The following is a 17841-nucleotide window of genomic DNA, read 5'->3' as shown; positions in this document are numbered from 1 at the left end:
GCATCCCCAGGCCGCCACATTCGGCGCACGCGATGGTCTTCCCCGGGCAACTGATCTGGTGCGTCCCTTGCGGGCAGCAATGCCCTTTCGACGCAGACCATCTCGAGCAATCGAAAACCTTGCCGCCGCCATGGCAGCGCGAGCAAATCATCTTATCTGACGCCATTCCAACTCTACCCAACCCAAAATCCACGTAGCCGCGGATGCTACCCCCGCGCCGTAAGTAACAGGGATCGTTGCGCTTTCAAGCGTCGCGGCCTGACTTAAATTGGGGGTATTCGGGACACGCGGGCCGCCGCGCTTTCGCGGGCCTCGCCAATCCCTCCCGGCCAAACGCGATCCGCACGGGTGCGTGCCCGAGTGTTGTCCAGGCCCTCTCTACGCGCTGAGAGGATGGCCACGAAATGGATAGGGCTGTTTCCTTCATCTGTTCGGCCGATGCGCCATCTCATCCTGAGGACTACATTGAAGATGATCCTACGGATCAATGAGTAGTCCGAAGCCAGTCCCCTTTTGCGGCTACTCCAAGGGCCCCGCTTGACTCCCGGTCGGCGGGGCTTTCCGTGCAGTCAACAGGACGACCTTGCGGCGTAAAAGCGGTTGTCGCGCAGCCCGATCAAAGATTGAAGACGTGCGAAGCGGTCAGCCCGGCCAGCAGCACGCCCGCAAGGAGAGCGATGATCGAGGCGAGGAACCAGCGCAGCGTGACCTGATAGACCGGCTCGTCGTCGTCGCGCGGGAGCAGCGAACGCCACAGCGCGACGAGTTGCAGGACGATAGCGAGCGCGAGCAGGAGCGTCGCCAGGATCGAGGCAGCCGTCCATCCGCCATCAGCTTCGAAATTCCAATACCGCAGGAAGAGGAGCGAAAACCCCAGCAATACGGTGATCGCCGAGATCACACCCTGTCGGTACCCAGCCGGCAAGGGAACTCTGCGCGCCTCGATTGCCTGAAGGCCCGGCTCGATGGCCTCATCGGAATCCTGACGCTTGGGTGGGTCAATCATGAAGGCAACATCTATCTTGGCAGGCCCTTGGACGTCGGCGCAGGTCTTGTTCGATCGATACGACCGAGGAAGCCTTGCGGGCTGCCATCATCATCATTGCCCCTTCCTCGCGCAAGGTGAACGACTTGAAACGATCGACAGCTGGGAGTCCGACCAGACACATGGTTGACGCGCCTGTTCAAATTGATTCTCTCGGGGATCGGGGTTTTACAAGCCTGTCACCCGCGCCCAACTGTGCACTGGGCCTCGGTACCAAGTCCTTGGGCCTTCATCACAACGAAGGACGACATGCGTAGCCAGCCATGGAATCCATTCTGAGATGTTCGCGGGGAATTTCTAACGTGGAAGCAGTAGGCCTTTACCGTTGCCCAGGAAATCCGCCCTTTGCCTGCATCCTGGAGAAGGCCAAATGCAATTACATGGCCCAGGAAGCCTACCGCGCTGGCGGGCTCAAGCCGGACTTTGACGCATTGCCGTGGGAAGCTGACTACAGGGCAGCAAAACAAAAAACATAGAGCAATTCCAGGAAAAGGTGAGCGCTTTCCCTTGGGAATTGCGTCAAAACAAAGAGTTAGAGCGGTTCGCCGTTTCCATGAAACGGTGAAATGCTCTAGGAGCGAAGACCTGCTCCAATGTGCTCATTTTCCCCAGAAATCGCACCGGCCCGCAAACTGCGATTAATTAGCCGTCGCTTAATTAGGTCCGCGAAATTTTAACGAATCGTTGACCGCGCTGTCCTATTTTGGAACAGCGCGGTCAACCCCAACCTGACCGCGCAGGCGGCTCCGGCAATCCAGCCCCCGCCGCACTGTCGGAGCCGCTACCACACTCGTCTAGAATACCAGCAATGGTTGAATCAACAGTTACCGCACGTGCTTTCCGGTGCGCTGTCCCAAACATTAGACTTTGATGAAAAGGGTGGGCATGCGCTGGCTGGTTAGCCAGCCCCTATCAAGTACATCAAGAGACCCACAATGGCGGCTACCACATAAGCAACGGCAGGCGGCGGCGCTTGCCTCGTTTGACTGGCCTTCCGTCTGCGGCGGCATAGGCACTGTAAATGCGCCGGCCGTCCTCTCCGAACCGATCGCTATTTGGGTAAGCCTTTTTTGGCTTAGATCCCGGTCGAAGTATTCCATGGCCTAGCCCAGGATCACGATCCTTGCCGGCAGTTTAGAGCTGTCCTCTTAGCCACAGCCGTTATCCGCATCCTGTTTCAATAGATCTGCACACCAAGCCGCTCGTTTTTTCTCCACCGCACGACGGCTCGATATCTAGCGTCATCCGCGGGGATGTGAAGAACGAACCGGTCAGGAATAACCACGCCCGGATCCACTCGTAACTCGGCACCGTGAGCGTGCTGATTTCTGACGGAGCACCGGATGGTCGCATCTTCAGTGATGATGGTCCCGTCTTTTAGGACAGCACTCCGAGGATGCGAGCGCCGCTCAATTGGCGGATCGTCAGGGCCGCTGCTCATGGTCTCATTCCTCGAAACACCGCGATTCATTTAGCTTGCGCTGAAATAGTTCCCAAAACCCAAAAGCCCGCCGGCCGGAGCCATCGGGCGAATGGGGCGTATGCGGCTCGATGGGCGCAAAAATGACCCCCACGGAAGGCATATTTGACGGTTTCTGCAGATGCTTGAAATCTCTGGTACGCCCAAGGGGAATCGAACCCCTGTTCCCGCCGTGAGAGGGCGGTGTCCTGACCGCTAGACGATGGGCGCGTTCAAGAACCGGCGATATAGGCTGACGGCTGGGAAAAAGCAACTGGGGTTCGACGGCTTTACTGCAGCGAGGGAAAAGCAGCCCACAGGTTACCGCTTGGGCTCGATCAGGTCCCAGAGATTGCCGTGAAGATCGGCGAAAACCGCGACCGTGCCATAGGGCTCGAAACGCGGCGCCTCACGGAATTCGACGCCCTTTGCCAGCATCGCCGCATGGTCGCGGGCAAAGTCATCGGTTTCGAGGAACAGGAAAACCCGGCCGCCGGTCTGGTTGCCTATGCTTTGCCTTTGCGCCTCGTCGGACGCCTCGGCCAAGAGCAGCCTGGCGCCTTGCCCGTTGGCCGGCGCGACCGTGACCCAGCGCTTGCCGCCACCGAGATCGACGTCTTCGAGAAGCAGAAAACCCAGCCGCCCGACATACCAGGCGATCGCCTCGTCATAATTGGCGACGACCAGCGCCACGGTTGCGACACGGCGATGTTCGGCGAAGCCTTTCATGCCTGAGGCCTGTTCATTGGTTGCGGTCGGTCATTTCTGCGACAAACTTGTTTGTCGTAGTGTTGCGGCCGGTCATTTGTTGCGAATGGCGAACTGGCCGATCAGACGGCGCTCTGCGATATCGTAGACGAAGATCGCACGGCCGCCGTCGGCGAGCTCGGCGTCGATCGAGATGCGGTTGCCGGACAGCGACTGGCTGACCACTTTGGCGCCGACCGGCAGCACGATGTCGCCGCTGAGCGGCTCGCCGGCGGGTGCCTGGATATCGCCGGCCAGTTGCGCACTTGTGGGCGGAGCGTTGCGCGCTTTGTAGACAAGGGCCCCGATCACCACCATAAGGGCGACAAACAGCAGGCCGAGATTGATGCCCATGAAGCGGATGAGCTTCTTGCGCACCTTTTCAGCTTCGGCGTCGAGCGGCTTCTCCTGGTCTTCGTCGGCAATCGGGCTGGCCATGGCAAAACATTCCGGAATTTTTCAATGAGCGCTCATAACGAAGAGGCCCCTGAATTGATAGAGGACCAATTCATCGCGGCAGCGCCCACCGTGCTGGTGGCGGGACCGGATGCGGCTGGCCAGCGCCTCGACCAATGGCTGGCCGCCAGCCTCGGCCCTGATATGTCGCGCAGCCGCGTGCAGATGCTGATCAGGCAAGGCGCGGTCTCTATTGACGGCAAGCCGGTCGACGAAACCAAGCGCAAGATGAGCGCGGGCGAAAGCGTATCGGTTGCCATGCCGGAGCCCGAGCCGGCCGCGCCTGCGGGAGAAAACATCGCGCTCGACGTGCTCTATGAGGACGACGCACTGATCGTCATCAACAAACCGGCCGGGCTGGTCGTCCATCCCGGCGCCGGCAACTGGACCGGCACGCTGGTCAACGCGCTGATCCATCACTGCGGCGACAGCCTGTCCGGCATTGGCGGGGTGCGCCGCCCGGGCATCGTGCACCGTCTCGACAAGGAGACCAGCGGCGTCATGGTGGTGGCCAAGACCGACCGCGCCCATAAGGCGCTGTCGGAAGCCTTCGCCGATCACGGCCGGACCGGCGATCTCGAACGCGCCTATCTGGCTTTGGTCTGGGGCATACCACAGAGGCCGACCGGAACAGTCGATGCGCCGCTCGGCCGGGCCGCCGACCGGGTGCGCCGTGCCGTGGTGCCGGAAGGCCGCGACGACGCCCGCCATGCCGTCACCCACTTTGCCGTCCAGGAGCGTTTTGGCGAAAAACAGCAGGAGTTCGCCACGGCAAGCCTGGTCGAATGCCGGCTGGAAACCGGCCGCACCCACCAGATCCGTGTCCACATGGCCCATATCGGCCACCCAGTGATCGGCGACCCCGATTACGGCCAGGCCTTCCGCACCAAGGCCAACCGGCTGCCGGAACCGCTGAAAAGTCAGGTCAAGGCATTTTCCCGGCAAGCTTTGCATGCCTGGCTCCTTGCATTTCGCCATCCCGATACCCATTTACCCATGAGGTTCGAGGCGCCGATACCGAGGGACATGGAGGAACTCGTCGGCGGCTTTCGCAATCTCTGAACCAGCCATCAAAAAACCTGACTGGCACTGTTCACTTCAGCGTGACACACTGTTTCGTGTTGAACAAATGTCTGTCTTTTCTGGTTTTGTTCCTGTATATACGTGACGTCGCGAGCGAGCCTTTGGGTGCTCGCGTCACATGCCCGCCGCGTTTCGGGGGCATCACTCCAATAGAGAGGGGGCGCTATCATGGCCCAGTCATTACCCAGTATCGTTTCCGGCGAAGGCGGCCTCAGCCGCTATCTGGAAGAAATCCGCCGCTTTCCCATGCTTCAGCCGCAGGAAGAGTACATGCTCGCCAAGCGTTATGCCGAGCATGAAGACACCAGCGCTGCGCACAAACTCGTCACCAGCCATTTGCGGCTCGTCGCCAAGATCGCCATGGGCTATCGCGGCTACGGCCTGCCGATCGGCGAGGTGATCTCGGAAGGCAATGTCGGCCTGATGCAGGCCGTCAAGAAATTCGAACCCGAGCGCGGCTTCCGCCTCGCGACCTACGCCATGTGGTGGATCAAGGCCTCGATCCAGGAATACATCCTGCGCTCGTGGAGCCTGGTCAAGATGGGCACGACCGCCAACCAGAAGCGGCTGTTCTTCAACCTGCGCAAGGTGAAGGGCAAGATCCAGGCGCTGGATGACGGCGACCTCAAGCCCGACCAGATCGCCGAGATCGCCACGCGGCTGAACGTTTCCGAAGCCGAAGTGGTGTCGATGAACCGCCGCCTGTCCGGCGACGCTTCGCTCAACGCGCCGATCCGGGCGACGGAAGGCGAATCCGGCGAATGGCAGGACTGGCTGGTCGACGACCACGAAAGCCAGGAAGAGATGCTGATCGAGCAGGACGAGCTGGAAAACCGGCGCGGCATGCTGTCGGGCGCTCTTGCCGTGCTCAATGAGCGCGAGCGGCGCATCTTCGAGGCCCGTCGCCTCGCCGAGGAGCCGCTGACGCTGGAAGAGCTGTCGGCCGAGTTCGACATCAGCCGCGAGCGCGTGCGCCAGATCGAGGTGCGCGCCTTCGAGAAGGTGCAGGATGCCGTCAAGGCCGCCGCCAAGCGCCAGACCCAGGCGCTGCGCACCATCGAGGCCCAACCGGCGGCTTAAAGCGTTTCGGTACTGAGACGCGGGCAATCAATTAGTATTGGTGGCGCAAGGCAATTGGCGCCGCCAATCTTGTGAGCCAAACGCCGGCTCACTAAGGATGCGCCACCCGTTCTCGGTTGCCAGAGTCGGATTGGCACGGCCGTCCGAACCCACATCACCAAGATTTCGCTTCAGTCTACCGCCCTGCGTTCATCATAACGAGTCAGACAACAGTTTCGTTAGCGCTAATCTGATTGAAGGTCGGACAATCAGCTATTGCCTATCAGCTCGGCTTCCGTTTCGTTGATCGCCCAAATAAAATACCAAAAAAAAGAGCAAAAGGAATGCCCCAATCGCCGACACGTCACTAATTAAATTGTCAAAGTACCCAATTGAAATTCCATCAATCGTTTTGGGTACAAAATATCCTATTGGAGCAAAAGGAATCTGCACAGCGACATAAAATACGCTAGAGCTTACAATCACAAACAAAGCAAACAAACACGCAAAGCGAATTGAAGTAGTCAATTCCAAAGACCTGTCCAGAATATAGCACAATGACACAGCCAAAAAGCAACCCAAACTTGAAATCAATAGCTGACCTGTAAATATCTTTGTAAAGTAAAAATCGTACATCTGACCAAGTAGCGCGTTTGGCGTAAACATAGATTTGTCATTAAGATATATAGATATCGACTTATAGCCGAGATAGACTATACCTTGCAATATTGCTGCGATAATAAAAGTTCTTATGGCGATAGACAGCATTTGGATTATGCGAACTTCACTATTTATCGCATAGAGATATTTCCAACTCCTATCGAGCCTCTTCCTGTATCTATATATAATCGCGACAAATAGAGGTAAAACAAATACCGCAGCAAGGCCCAATACTTTATACCAGCCTATGGTTAACGATGTCTTCACCAATTCTTGTGGATTTACCTGATCGCCTCTAATATTACTGTTTATAAGCCTTATAGTCGCACAAATGACAAATGTCGCAGAAAGCCCTGCAACGGAGGCCAAAGCAACACGATTTAGCTCGCTCGAGACTGAGGTATATCTAACTTGCTCGGCAATTGAGACAATTGCCGGCGGCGCCCTGTCAAGCGCCGCGTTCTTATCATTTGAAATAATTAGCGCAAGGAGCGCCTCGTGATAGTAAGCACAGTCCGCGATCCTGTCGGATATAGAAAGTACCCTTTGCGAGATATCAGCTACCCCACTCTGAGAAGCAATATACCCATCGATAGCTGATTTTACAGACGGCTCCTCCCTGAGCGTCGGTTGAGCCAGGATATCATTGTAGGTCTTACCAGTACCCGTCGATTTAAGAACTCCATCGATAGCTTCAGCGAACGATTTCCAGTCTCTCAATATAATATCACGGAGATTAAACGTCGACTTGTACTCTCCTTCTGTAAATATTTGTTGCTTACGGAATCTATCTATAACATCGTCCGACCATATCTCTCTGGACTGCTCTCTATGCACCGTCCACGGCGTTAGCAGGGCGCAATGCACGCTGTTTTCATAGAGCGACTGCCTGTCGGCTTCCGGAAGCCGTATAATCCTAGCAAGTACATCCATCTCGTTAATATTCGATTTTTCTGTAATATCTGCAACGGAATCTAATTTATCCAGTATGTCCTGCTTGTTAAGGAAGCTAATAAGCTCGATCAAATCCTCTGGAACGCCAGCTACTTTTTGAGACAGGCGCAACCAACTATTCTCAAAAGTCTCTACGCTGGAAAAATGAGGCAATGCGCCAACCAAAAGGGAACAAACAAAAAGCGGCCCCGCTGGGGTTGCCCAACTATCAGCCAGAGCACCGCCAGTTATCTCGTGAGTAACCCAGGAAGCTATCGGCTGACTTAAGCATAAAGCAACAAAAATGATGAGATAGGCAGAATAATATACTATAAAGCCTCTTCTATACTGACCCTTAGTTGCAATATATGATGTCTTTCTCTCACCTTGAAGAAAGACACTAAGCCTGCCGTCGTCCTGGATATCAATCTCTCCAAAGCGACGCCAGGTAAACATACCCAAGACAACCAAGGAGAATAGGAAAGCTCCCCCATACCAAAACCCGTTGACCATTTGTCAACTGCAAACTTGGTTGTTCGGATTACAAGGTCCCAAAGCAAAGGCATCTTTACATAGCGACCCGCTCGCAAACAATAGAACCATCAGAATGATCGAGAGCGCTTTCATCTCATTCTCCTCCGGTGATGCGAAAGCAAGCTCTAATATAGCAGCTTTTTTTAGATCAATAAAGTACCGTTGTGTGCCGGGCATGTACTGCCGAGTTCGACATCAGCCGCGAGCGCGTGCGCCAGATTGAGGTGCGCGCCTTCGAGAAGGTGCAGGATGCCGTCAAGGCCGCCGCCAAGCGCCAGACCCAGGCGCTGCGCACCATCGAGGCCCAACCGGCGGCTTAAAGCCAGGTTCGGCAACAAAATGAAAAAGGCGGCGCCAGGAAACTGGCGCCGCCTTTTTCGTCCCTGGCCGCCGAGTTGCGACCTCAAAGCGAGTCCAGAGGAAACTTCAGATACCGCCTTCCATTGGCTTCCGGTTCCGGCAGCCGTCCGCCATTCATATTGACCTGCAGCGCGTGCAGGATCAGCCTCGGCATCGGCAATGTCCGGTCGCGCGCCTCGCGCAGCGCCACGAACTCGGCCTCGCTGTGGGCGGCAACGAGATGGATGTTCGTTGCCTTCTGCGCGGCCACCGAGCTTTCCCACAAGGGCTCGCGGCCGCCGGCCTGATAGTCATGGCCGACGAAGATTCGCGTCTCGTCGGGCAAAACCAGTATGTCCTGGATCGAGCGCCAAAGCCGGGCGGCACTGCCGCCGGGAAAATCCGCCCGCGCCGTGCCGCTGTCGGGCATGAACAGCGTGTCGTGCACGAAGGCGGCGTCGCCGACCACATAGGTGATCGAGGCCAGCGTATGCCCGGGTGAGAACAGCACTTTGACCGGAAGGCTGCCGATCGCAAACGTCTCGCCTTCCCTGAACAGCCTGTCCCACTGCGAGCCGTCGGCGGGAAAATCCGGCCAGTTGTAGATCACCTTCCACAGCTTCTGGACATCGACGATCCTGTCGCCGATCGCTATCAACGCCCCTGTCTTCTGTTTCAAATAATGCGCTGCCGAGAAATGGTCGGCATGCGGGTGGGTGTCGAGGATCCACTCGAGCTCCAGCCCGCTTTCTCCGATGAAATCGAGCACCGCATCAGCGCTCTTCGTAGCCGTTGCGCCGGATCTCTCATCGAAGTCGAGGATCGGATCGATAATGGCGCACCGCTTCGTCGCCGGATCGGTGACGACATACTGGATGGCCCCGGTCGGCTTGTCGTAAAACCCCCTGACCATTGGCCTGGCCAAAGTTACGTCCACTTCCGGCTCCCTCACCCATCGCCGGCGGGAACGATTTTCTCCACCAGCACCCATTGCGGGCATGGTTGTCCACCCCAGCGAGCCAGTCAAGCATGACTTGGCTCACAGGGGCGGAAAAGCCAAAAACTGTTCCGATAACGCTCTTTCAGGCGGAGGGCTGCTTGGTCTTCCTGAGGTAGGGCAGGATGGTCTCGAAGGCGCCAAAGCGCTTGATCGCATCCTCGTTGGAAACGGCGGCGGTGATGATGACGTCCTCGCCCTGCTTCCAATTGGCCGGCGTCGCCACCTGATGCTTGGCGGTGAGCTGCATGGAATCGACCGCGCGCAGGATCTCGTCGAAGTTGCGGCCCGTGGTCATCGGGTATGTCAGCACCAGCTTGATCTTCTTGTCCGGCCCGATGACATAGACCGAGCGCACGGTGGCGTTGTCGGCGGGCGTGCGGCCCTCCGAGGTCTCGCCGGCGCCGGCGGGCAGCATGTCATAGAGCTTGGCGACCTTGAGATCCTTGTCGCCGATCAGCGGATAGTGCACCGTCTGGCCGGTCGCCGTCTTGATGTCGGCCTGCCATTTGTCATGGCTTGCAACCGGATCGACAGAGATGCCGATGATCTTGACGTTGCGTTTCTTGAACTCACCTTCCAGCCCGGCCATCGTGCCGAGCTCGGTCGTGCAGACCGGGGTGAAATTCTTCGGGTGGCTGAACAGGATCGCCCAGCCGTCGCCAATCCAGTCGTGAAAGCTGATCGTCCCTTGCGTGGTCTCGGCGGTGAAATCCGGCGCGATATCGTTGATGCGAAGGCTCATGGTTCCTACCCCTGTGAATGCCGCGAGTTGGCGGGCTCCCACCTTTTATCACTCCCTCGGCGACGTTCAAAACGGTGAGGTCGCCCGGCAGCGGTGCAGGCCGCGAAAAAATTTCGCCTTTTCTTGGGGAATGTAGAAATTTCGCTGTCGGCGTCGGTAATGTCTAGGATTTCACCGCCAGCGACGTCGCCAGATCTTCCATGCGCTGCGCCAGCGCGCCAAGCGCGGTGGTCAACACGCTGTCGCTCTTGTCGGCCTTGGTCAGCGCCTCGTCGCGCGTCTTGCGCAAGGTCAGCACTTCGCTTTCCATGCCCTTGACGCGTTTCTGCAGTTCCGAGAGTTCGTCCATCACCATGATGCCGGCCATGACGGTCAGCCGCTGGTCGCCGATCTCGCCGAAGGAATCCTTCAGGTGCGAGACATAACGATCGAAGCGTTCGGCGAGATCGATCAGATGCTCTTCCTGACCCTCGTCGCAGGCCATGCGATACTGCTTGCCGTCGATTGAAACCGTGACCTGTGCCATGGGCCAGCTCCTATCTGTCCAACACGGCGCGGATGGTTTCCATGGCGGTCACCAGCCGTCGCGATACTTCCTTGTTGGCGTCTTCCAGCCGTTCGGCGCGCGCTTCGGAATTATCGAGTTCCTGCGCCAACCGGGAGCGGTCGGCATTCATCCGCTGCACTTCGGCCTCGGCTTCCGAGTAATCGCGTTCATGCTCCAGCTTGGCCGCGACGGCGTTTTCCAGCCCCTCGATGGCCTTGCCCAGCCTGGCGATGACTTCCTTGAGCGTGGTTTCCCCGGTCATGGCCTTCGTCCTGTGCCCTGCCCATCACCGAATCGTTCGCGTTCAGAACGCGTTATCTCGGAAACATTAGGCACCGGGTGAAGGCAACGTCAACAAAGCTCTCGCGACTGTCCCCTGCTAACGCTAATGTAGGCCCGCCGCCAGCATCACAAGACCGGCAAATCTGCACCCGATTTGTTGACTAAAAGCCCGCGCCTGCTATGTGTCGCGCACCCTTTTCAAGGCTCTCCCAAGCCCCAAACCCCCACCTTTGGAGGAACCATGACGTCGCGTGAACAACATGACCGGATGGCCAATGCGATCCGCTTTCTCTCCATGGATGCCGTCGAGAAGGCCAATTCCGGCCATCCCGGCCTGCCCATGGGCTGCGCCGACATTGCCACGGTGCTGTTCACCCGCTTTCTGAAATTTGACGCCAAGGCCCCGCATTGGCCCGATCGCGACCGTTTCATCCTGTCGGCTGGCCATGGCTCGATGCTGCTCTATTCGCTGCTGCATCTGACCGGCTACGAAGACATGACCCTCGACCAGATCAAGAATTTCCGGCAGCTCGGTTCCAAGACCGCCGGCCATCCCGAATATGGCCACGCCGACGGCATTGAGACGACGACCGGCCCGCTCGGCCAGGGCCTCGCCAATTCGGTCGGCTTCGCGCTCGGCGAGCGCATCATGAACGCCGCCTTCGGCAACGACCTCGTCAGCCACTACACCTACGTCCTGGCCGGCGACGGCTGCCTGATGGAAGGTGTTTCCCAGGAAGCCATTGCGCTTGCCGGGCATCTGAAGCTCAACAAGCTGATCGTCTTCTGGGACAACAACAACATCTCGATCGACGGCCCGGTCTCGCTTGCCGACAACACCGACCAGGTCGCCCGCTTCCAGGCCTCCGGCTGGAACGCCAGCCATATCGACGGCACCGATCCGGAAGCCATCGCCTATGCCATCGAAGCCGCCCGCCACTCCGACAAGCCGACGATGATCGCCTGCAAGACGACCATCGGTTTCGGCGCGCCGACCAAGGCCGGCACCAACAAGGCGCACGGCTCGCCGCTCGGCGCCGACGAGATCGCCGGTGCGCGCAAGTTCTTCAACTGGCAGTCGCCGCCCTTCGAAATTCCGGCCGACATCCTCGACGCCTGGCGCACCGCCGGCAAGGCGGGCGCCAAGCAGCGCGCAGACTGGGAAGGCCGCCTCGCCAAGGCCGAGCCGAAGCTGAAGGCCGAGTTCGAGCGCCGGCTCAGTGGCAAGCTGCCGTCCAATTTCGACGCCGTCATCGCCGACTACAAGAAGAAGCTCTCGGCCGACAAGCCGAAGGTCGCCACCCGCAAATCGTCGGAAATGGCGCTGGAAGTCATCAATGGTGCGGTGCCGGAAACCATAGGCGGCTCCGCCGACCTGACCGGCTCCAACAACACCAAGACCAGCCAGACCAAGAACATCACGCCGGACGATTACGGCCAGCGCTATGTCCACTACGGCATCCGCGAGCACGGCATGGCGGCCGCCATCAACGGCCTGACGCTGCATGGCGGCCTCATCGCCTATGGCGGCACCTTCATGTGCTTCTCCGACTATGCCCGCCCGTCGATGCGGCTGTCCTCGCTGATGGGCATCCGCTCGATCTTCGTCATGACCCATGATTCCATCGGTCTTGGCGAAGACGGCCCGACCCACCAGCCGGTCGAGCATCTGGCGGCCCTGCGCGCCATTCCGAACCACAATGTCTTCCGCCCGGCCGACGCGGTGGAAACCGCCGAATGCTGGCAGATCGCGCTCGAATCCGAAAAGACGCCGTCGACGCTGGCGCTGACCCGCCAGAACCTGCCGACGGTACGCACCGAACACTCGGCCAAGAACCTGAGCAGCCAGGGCGCCTATGAACTGGCCGCGGCCAGCGGCGAGGCAGCGGTGACGATCTTCGCCACCGGTTCTGAAGTCGAGATCGCGCTCGGCGCCCGTGACCTCTTGGAAAAGCATGGCCATCCGACCCGCGTCGTCTCGGTGCCTTGCTTCGAACTGTTCGACAAGCAGAGCGACGACTATCGCAAGAAGACGATCGGCAACGCGCCGATCAAGATGGCAATCGAGGCCGGCATCCGCCAGGGCTGGGATCACCTCATCGGCTCGGATGGCATCTTCGTCGGCATGACCGGCTTCGGCGCCTCGGGCACGATCGAGCAGCTCTACCCGCATTTCGGCATCACCGCCGAGGCGGCGGCCAAAGCGGCGGAAGCCCGCCTGCACGCCAAGTAAGGCTGTGCATGCCGCCCAAAACTGCGTCGCGGTTTTGGGGATGGCGGCAGCACAAAACAAAAATGCTCCGGCGAAACCGCGCAAAGCGATTTCGCCGGACTGGCCCAACCTAATCGATTTAAATTCACGTCGCTGCGGCTGGATTCTTTGCCCGTCCGCCGCTATGAAGCTGCGGACCCATCGTCAGCCTTCCAGCTCCCAGGGAGAGAAAAATGACTGTCAGAGTTGCCATCAACGGATTCGGCCGCATCGGCCGCAACATCCTGCGCGCCATCCATGAATCCGGCCGCAAGGACATCGAGGTCGTCGCCGTCAACGATCTCGGCCCGGTCGAGACCAATGCGCACCTGCTGCGCTACGATAGCGTGCACGGCCGTTTCCCGCATGAAGTAAGCGTCGATGGCGACCAGATCACCGTCGGCAAGGAAAAGTTCAAGGTCACCGCCATCAAGGATCCGAGCCAGCTGCCGTGGAAGGAACTCGGCGTTGACATCGCGCTCGAATGCACCGGCATCTTCACCGCCCGTGACAAGGCCGCCGCGCACCTGACCGCCGGCGCCAAGCGCGTGCTGGTCTCGGCACCTGCCGACGGCGCTGACCTGACCGTGGTCTACGGCATCAACCACGACAAGCTGACCAAGGACCATATCGTCATTTCGAATGCGTCCTGCACCACCAACTGCCTGGCGCCGCTGGCCGCCGTGCTGCATGAGACGGTCGGCATCGAAAAGGGCATGATGACGACGATCCACTCCTACACAGGCGACCAGCCGACGCTGGACACCATGCACAAGGATCTCTACCGCGCCCGTGCCGCGGCCCTGTCGCAGATCCCGACCTCGACCGGTGCGGCCAAGGCAATCGGCCTCGTGCTCCCCGACCTCAAGGGCAAGCTCGACGGCATCTCGATCCGCGTGCCGACCCCGAACGTCTCGGTCGTCGACTTCAAGTTCATCGCCAAGCGCGCCACCACGGTGCAGGAAATCAACGAAGCGGTCATCGCCGCCTCCAACGGCAAGCTGAAGGGCATTCTCGGCGTCACCCATCACCCGAACGTGTCGATCGACTTTAACCACGATCCGCGATCCTCGATCATGGCGCTCGACCAGACCAAGGTGATGGACGGCAACTTCGTTTCGGTGCTGTCCTGGTACGACAATGAGTGGGGCTTCTCCAACCGCATGGGCGATACCGCCGTGGCCTTCGGCAAGACCATCGCCTGATCGCGGACCCATCTTCCAGAGACTTGAAACGCCCGGCTCTGTCCGGGCGTTTTCATTTGCCGGAGCAGCAACGCAGTACTGTCCGAAAATCAGCGGCTTCAGCCAAAAAACCACTCTCCCGCCTTGCACTGGTCATGCCTTCGCCTCACTCTCCCTTGAATCCGGAAGACAGAGGAATTCGAGGGGCAAATCACGGATGGAGCATGCGATCTATCTCGTCACGCTGGTCGGCACGGCGCTTGTTGTCGCCGCCGCGTTTTCGAGCCTGATCGCTTTTCGCTTCGGCGCCCCTCTCCTGCTGCTCTTTCTCTGCATCGGGCTCGCCACCGGAACCGACGGCCTTGGCATCGAATTCGACAATGCCCGCATCGCCTATTTTGCCGGCTCACTGGCGCTGGCGGTCATCCTCTTCGATTCCGGCTTCGGCACGCCGCTCAACGCTTTGCGGCAGGCAGCGGGGCCGGCGCTGTCACTGGCGACCTTCGGCGTGCTTCTCACCACCGGCCTGTTCGGCGCCGCCGCCCACTACCTGCTCGACCTGACCTGGCTGGAATCCTTCCTGCTCGGTGCCGCCGTCGCTTCGACCGATGCGGCGGCGGTGTTCTTCCTGCTGCGCGCCGGCGAGATCAATCTGCGCGAGCGCGTGCGCTCCACGCTCGAAGTCGAATCCGGCACCAACGACCCGATCGCCATCTTCCTCACCATTACCCTGGTCGAGATCATCGCCGCCCACGCCAATCCCGAAGCCAATGTGCTCGCCACCAGCTTGATCCTCGGCTTCCTCGTCAATATGGGCCTCGGCGCCATTGTCGGCGTGCTCGGCGGCCTTGCCATCGTGCGCCTCGTCGACCGGCTCAATCTCGACCATGGCCTGCTGCCGATCTTCGTGCTGACCCTGTCGCTGATGATTTTCGCCGCCGCTGGCGCGATTGGCGGCTCGGGCTTCCTGGCGGTCTACGTCGCCGGGCTGATCGCCGGCAATTCCGACATCCGCGCCGTCACCATCCTCAAGCGCTTCCAGGACGGCATGTCGTGGCTGGCGCAGATCATCATGTTCCTGATCCTCGGCCTGTTCGCCACCCCCTCGCAATTTCCGGCGATCATGGTGCCGGCGATAGCGCTAGGCCTGTTCCTGATGTTCGTCGCGCGGCCCGTCGCCGTCTGGCTCTGCCTGATCCCGTTCCGCCTGCCGCGTCCCGAAGTCGCCTTCGTCTCCTGGGTCGGCCTGCGCGGCGCCGTCTCGATCCTGCTCGCCATCACCCCTCTGCTCGGCGGGCTGGAGAATGGCCGCACCATCTTCAACGCCGCCTTCATCATCGTGCTGGTCTCGCTGGTCATCCAGGGCTGGACCGTCGGCCCGCTGGCGCGTCGCCTTGGCCTCATCGTGCCGGCGCGGCTGGGACCGCTGGACAAAGTCGAGCTCGAACTGCCCGGCTCCGCCCATCACGAGCTTCTCGCCTATCGCGTGGCGCATGGCAGCCCGGTGGCGCGCGGCGAGCGCATTCCGCGCTGGGCACGGCCCTCGCTGGTGCTGCGCGACGGCCGCTCGATGCGCTTCCAGGATATGGGTCGGCTCGCCGCGGGCGACCAGGTCTACATCTTCGTGCCGGACCGCTATCCGCGCCTGCTCGACAAGCTGTTCGCCAGCCGTGCGGTGGTCGACCCGGAAGATGCTGATTTCTTCGGCGCCTTCGCCGTCGACCCGGCGCGCTCCGCCGCCGAACTGGAAGCCGCTTACACACCGGGCCTGACCGAGGTGGAGCAGAAGCTCACCGTCGGCGCGCTGGTCACGGCGCGACTTGGCGGCCATGCCGAATATGCCGATCGCGTGCTGATCGGCTCGATCGAGCTGATCGTCAGGGATGTCGACGACAAGGGCCGGATCACGGGTCTCGGCCTCTCCTTCGAGCCGACCGCGCCGGTGGCGCGGGTGCCGGTCTTCCTGAGCGCCGGCGAGATGGGCGACCGCCTCAGCGCCTTCATCCGCAACTGGCGCAAGCCGACCGAGACGCAGGTGGAAGCCGCTCAGGCGGATGCTCCCCCTGAACCGCCGGTCGAGAAGGCAACGACCGGGAGCTGACAAGGGCGATCGTTTGCCTCGCCCATCCTCACGGCACGATCTTCACGGACTATGTCCCCGCCCGCCTCAAAATTTCGCACCGCACCGCGGCCAAAGCCTTGCATCGGCGTTGGCGCGGGGTATGGTCCCGGCGATTTTCCGAGGAAAGGGACCGGCATGGCTGCCTTCAAGACACTAGACGACATCGGCAACATCAGCGGCAAGCGCGTGCTGGTGCGCGTCGACCTCAACGTTCCCGTCGCCGACGGCAAGGTCACCGACGCCACCCGCATCGAACGCATCGCGCCAACCATCGCCGAACTGTCGGGCAAGGGCGCCAAGGTCATCCTGCTTGCGCATTTCGGCCGGCCCAAGGACGGCCCCTCGCCCGAATTCTCACTAGAGCCGATCGCCAGGGCGACGGCGCAGGTGCTCGGCCGTCCCGTCGGCTTTGCCTCGGATTGCGTCGGCGACACGGCGGGAAGTGCTGTTGCCGCCATGAACAAGGGCGACGTGCTGCTCCTGGAAAACACCCGGTTCTACAAGACCGAGGAGAAGAACGATCCGGCCTTCACCGAAAGGCTCGCCGCCAATGGCGACATCTTCGTCAACGACGCCTTTTCGGCGGCGCACCGCGCCCATTCCTCGACGGAGGGACTGGCGCGACTGTTGCCCTCCTTCGCCGGCCGCACCATGCAGGCCGAGCTCGAAGCGCTGGAGAAGGGCCTGGGCAACCCGGTCCGCCCGGTCGTCGCCATCGTCGGCGGCGCCAAGGTCTCGACCAAGATCGACCTGTTGATGAACCTGGTGAAGAAGGTCGACGCGCTGGTCATCGGCGGCGGCATGGCCAACACTTTCCTTGCCGCGCGCGGCACCGATGTCGGCAAGTCGCTGTGCGAGCATGACCTGGCCCCCACCGCCAAGCAGATCATGATCGAAGCGGCCGAGGCCGGCTGCGCCATCATCCTGCCGGTCGACGGTGTCGTCGCCAAGGAGTTCAAGGCCGGTGCCGCCTGCGAGACGGTCGCCATCTCCGACGTACCGGCCGACGGCATGATCCTCGATGTCGGCGAAAAGACCGTGACGACGATCGGGGAGTGGATCGACCGCGCCGCGACATTGGTCTGGAACGGCCCGCTCGGCGCCTTCGAGATCGAGCCCTTCGATCACGCCACGGTTGCCGCGGCAAAACACGCGGCCGCGCGCACCAAGGCCGGCAAGCTGGTCTCCGTCGCTGGCGGCGGCGACACGGTGGCGGCGCTCAACCATGCCGGCGTCGCCGACGACTTCACCTATGTCTCGACCGCCGGCGGTGCTTTCCTGGAATGGATGGAAGGCAAGCCGCTGCCCGGCGTCGACGTGCTGAAGAAGTAGGCCCCGGCGGGATCGACGGCGCGGCGGTCGGCGCCCGAAACTTTCAATCGATTCGAGCTTTCCGAT

15 protein-coding genes, 1 tRNA gene and 1 pseudogene are annotated in these 17841 nt (G+C 60.4%); 7 read left to right on the top strand and 10 right to left on the bottom strand.

Translation table 11 applies throughout. The annotated features are described in order from the left end of the window. Positions 1-616: 616 nt before the first annotated feature. The 5 genes from JN279_RS07665 to JN279_RS07645 form a co-directional block, all read right to left on the bottom strand. Positions 617-901 (bottom strand): hypothetical protein, encoded by a 285-nt coding sequence (locus JN279_RS07665; protein WP_202352422.1) that lies wholly within the window; start codon positions 899-901, stop codon positions 617-619. Between the two features lie 1321 nt (positions 902-2222). Beyond that, on the bottom strand, positions 2223-2486 hold the full coding sequence (locus JN279_RS07660) for a PilZ domain-containing protein (RefSeq protein ID WP_096450994.1): 264 nt from the start codon (positions 2484-2486) through the stop codon (positions 2223-2225). A 174-nt stretch (positions 2487-2660) separates the two neighbouring features. Next, positions 2661-2735 (bottom strand) — tRNA-Glu (locus tag JN279_RS07655). Positions 2736-2825: 90 nt separating this feature from the next. Then, entirely contained in the window at positions 2826-3233 is a 408-nt protein-coding gene (locus JN279_RS07650) for a VOC family protein (protein ID WP_096450996.1), read from the bottom strand. Positions 3234-3305: 72 nt separating this feature from the next. After that, the gene (locus JN279_RS07645) at positions 3306-3689 is read right to left on the bottom strand and encodes a fimbrial protein (protein WP_096450998.1); all 384 of its coding nucleotides are present in this window, start codon (positions 3687-3689) and stop codon (positions 3306-3308) included. 24 nt (positions 3690-3713) lie between these two features. Here JN279_RS07645 and JN279_RS07640 point away from each other — a divergent pair, with 24 nt between their 5' ends. Continuing rightward, a complete protein-coding gene (locus JN279_RS07640) occupies positions 3714-4769 on the top strand; it encodes an RluA family pseudouridine synthase (RefSeq protein WP_096451000.1) in 1056 nt (351 codons plus the stop codon). Between the two features lie 189 nt (positions 4770-4958). Then, positions 4959-5870 (top strand): RNA polymerase sigma factor RpoH, encoded by a 912-nt coding sequence (gene rpoH / locus JN279_RS07635; RefSeq protein ID WP_019861619.1) that lies wholly within the window; start codon positions 4959-4961, stop codon positions 5868-5870. Between the two features lie 252 nt (positions 5871-6122). On the opposite strand, the gene JN279_RS07630 is transcribed toward rpoH, so the two are convergent. Beyond that, positions 6123-7955: a hypothetical protein gene (locus JN279_RS07630; RefSeq protein WP_202352421.1), complete on the bottom strand. Its 1833-nt coding sequence runs from the start codon at positions 7953-7955 to the stop codon at positions 6123-6125. A 200-nt stretch (positions 7956-8155) separates the two neighbouring features. Between JN279_RS07630 and JN279_RS07625 the strand changes: the two are divergent. Beyond that, positions 8156-8296 (top strand): annotated as a pseudogene (locus tag JN279_RS07625) (sigma factor-like helix-turn-helix DNA-binding protein); the annotation flags it as partial. An 83-nt stretch (positions 8297-8379) separates the two neighbouring features. Here the strand turns inward: JN279_RS07625 and JN279_RS07620 are convergent. The 4 genes from JN279_RS07620 to JN279_RS07605 all read right to left on the bottom strand — a co-directional run bounded on the left by JN279_RS07620 (position 8380) and on the right by JN279_RS07605 (position 10866). Continuing rightward, complete coding sequence (locus JN279_RS07620; protein WP_096451006.1) at positions 8380-9252, bottom strand: MBL fold metallo-hydrolase; 873 nt, start codon at positions 9250-9252, stop codon at positions 8380-8382. A 145-nt stretch (positions 9253-9397) separates the two neighbouring features. Continuing rightward, on the bottom strand, positions 9398-10057 hold the full coding sequence (locus JN279_RS07615) for a peroxiredoxin (RefSeq protein ID WP_019861622.1): 660 nt from the start codon (positions 10055-10057) through the stop codon (positions 9398-9400). A 163-nt stretch (positions 10058-10220) separates the two neighbouring features. Next, entirely contained in the window at positions 10221-10583 is a 363-nt protein-coding gene (locus tag JN279_RS07610) for a cell division protein ZapA (RefSeq protein ID WP_096451008.1), read from the bottom strand. A 10-nt stretch (positions 10584-10593) separates the two neighbouring features. Beyond that, entirely contained in the window at positions 10594-10866 is a 273-nt protein-coding gene (locus tag JN279_RS07605; RefSeq protein WP_006200774.1) for a DUF4164 domain-containing protein, read from the bottom strand. 261 nt (positions 10867-11127) lie between these two features. On the opposite strand from JN279_RS07605, the gene tkt reads away from it, so the two are divergent. The 4 genes from tkt (at position 11128) to JN279_RS07585 (ending at position 17775) form a co-directional block, all read left to right on the top strand. Then, the gene (tkt, locus tag JN279_RS07600) at positions 11128-13119 is read left to right on the top strand and encodes a transketolase (RefSeq protein ID WP_096451010.1); all 1992 of its coding nucleotides are present in this window, start codon (positions 11128-11130) and stop codon (positions 13117-13119) included. A 212-nt stretch (positions 13120-13331) separates the two neighbouring features. After that, the gene (gene gap / locus JN279_RS07595; protein ID WP_096451012.1) at positions 13332-14342 is read left to right on the top strand and encodes a type I glyceraldehyde-3-phosphate dehydrogenase; all 1011 of its coding nucleotides are present in this window, start codon (positions 13332-13334) and stop codon (positions 14340-14342) included. A 196-nt stretch (positions 14343-14538) separates the two neighbouring features. Continuing rightward, a complete protein-coding gene (locus JN279_RS07590) occupies positions 14539-16422 on the top strand; it encodes a potassium/proton antiporter (RefSeq protein WP_202352420.1) in 1884 nt (627 codons plus the stop codon). Between the two features lie 156 nt (positions 16423-16578). Next, positions 16579-17775, top strand: coding sequence for a phosphoglycerate kinase (locus JN279_RS07585; protein ID WP_202352419.1), 1197 nt, complete (start codon positions 16579-16581; stop codon positions 17773-17775). The last annotated feature ends 66 nt before the right edge of the window (positions 17776-17841 follow it).

The organism is Mesorhizobium sp. 113-1-2, from assembly GCF_016756475.1.
GTDB classification, from domain to species: Bacteria; Pseudomonadota; Alphaproteobacteria; order Rhizobiales; family Rhizobiaceae; genus Mesorhizobium; species Mesorhizobium loti_C.
This window is presented reverse-complemented; position numbering and strand designations above follow the sequence as displayed.